Genomic DNA, 255 nt, shown 5'->3' on the forward strand with positions numbered 1-255 from the left:
TGACATCATTGGAAAAGAAGAAATGTTCACCTTGAATTATGAAAACAGCTTGGCCTTGTTCGATGCAATCATCGAATCCATTAAAAACCTGCTGAATCAAAATGAGATACATCACCATTACTTGAAGCGAATTACCATGGGTGTGCCAGGATCAGTGAATCAAAAAACCCGAAAAATGCTGATGACACAGAGCTGGTTTAATGTGGAAGAAGTTGAAAACATTGAGAAGCTTGTGGAAGCTTCATTTCCTTGCTG

Annotated in this window: 1 protein-coding gene; it reads left to right on the top strand. The window is 38.8% G+C overall.

All coding sequences use genetic code 11. From position 1 onward, the window contains the following. The coding region (locus tag AAIG11_RS18320) for a hypothetical protein (protein ID WP_343187571.1) at nucleotides 1-255 on the top strand (255 nt) is incomplete at both ends.

It is taken from the genome of Anoxynatronum sibiricum, assembly GCF_039414295.1.
Lineage (GTDB): Bacteria > Bacillota > Clostridia > Peptostreptococcales > Tindalliaceae > Anoxynatronum > Anoxynatronum sibiricum.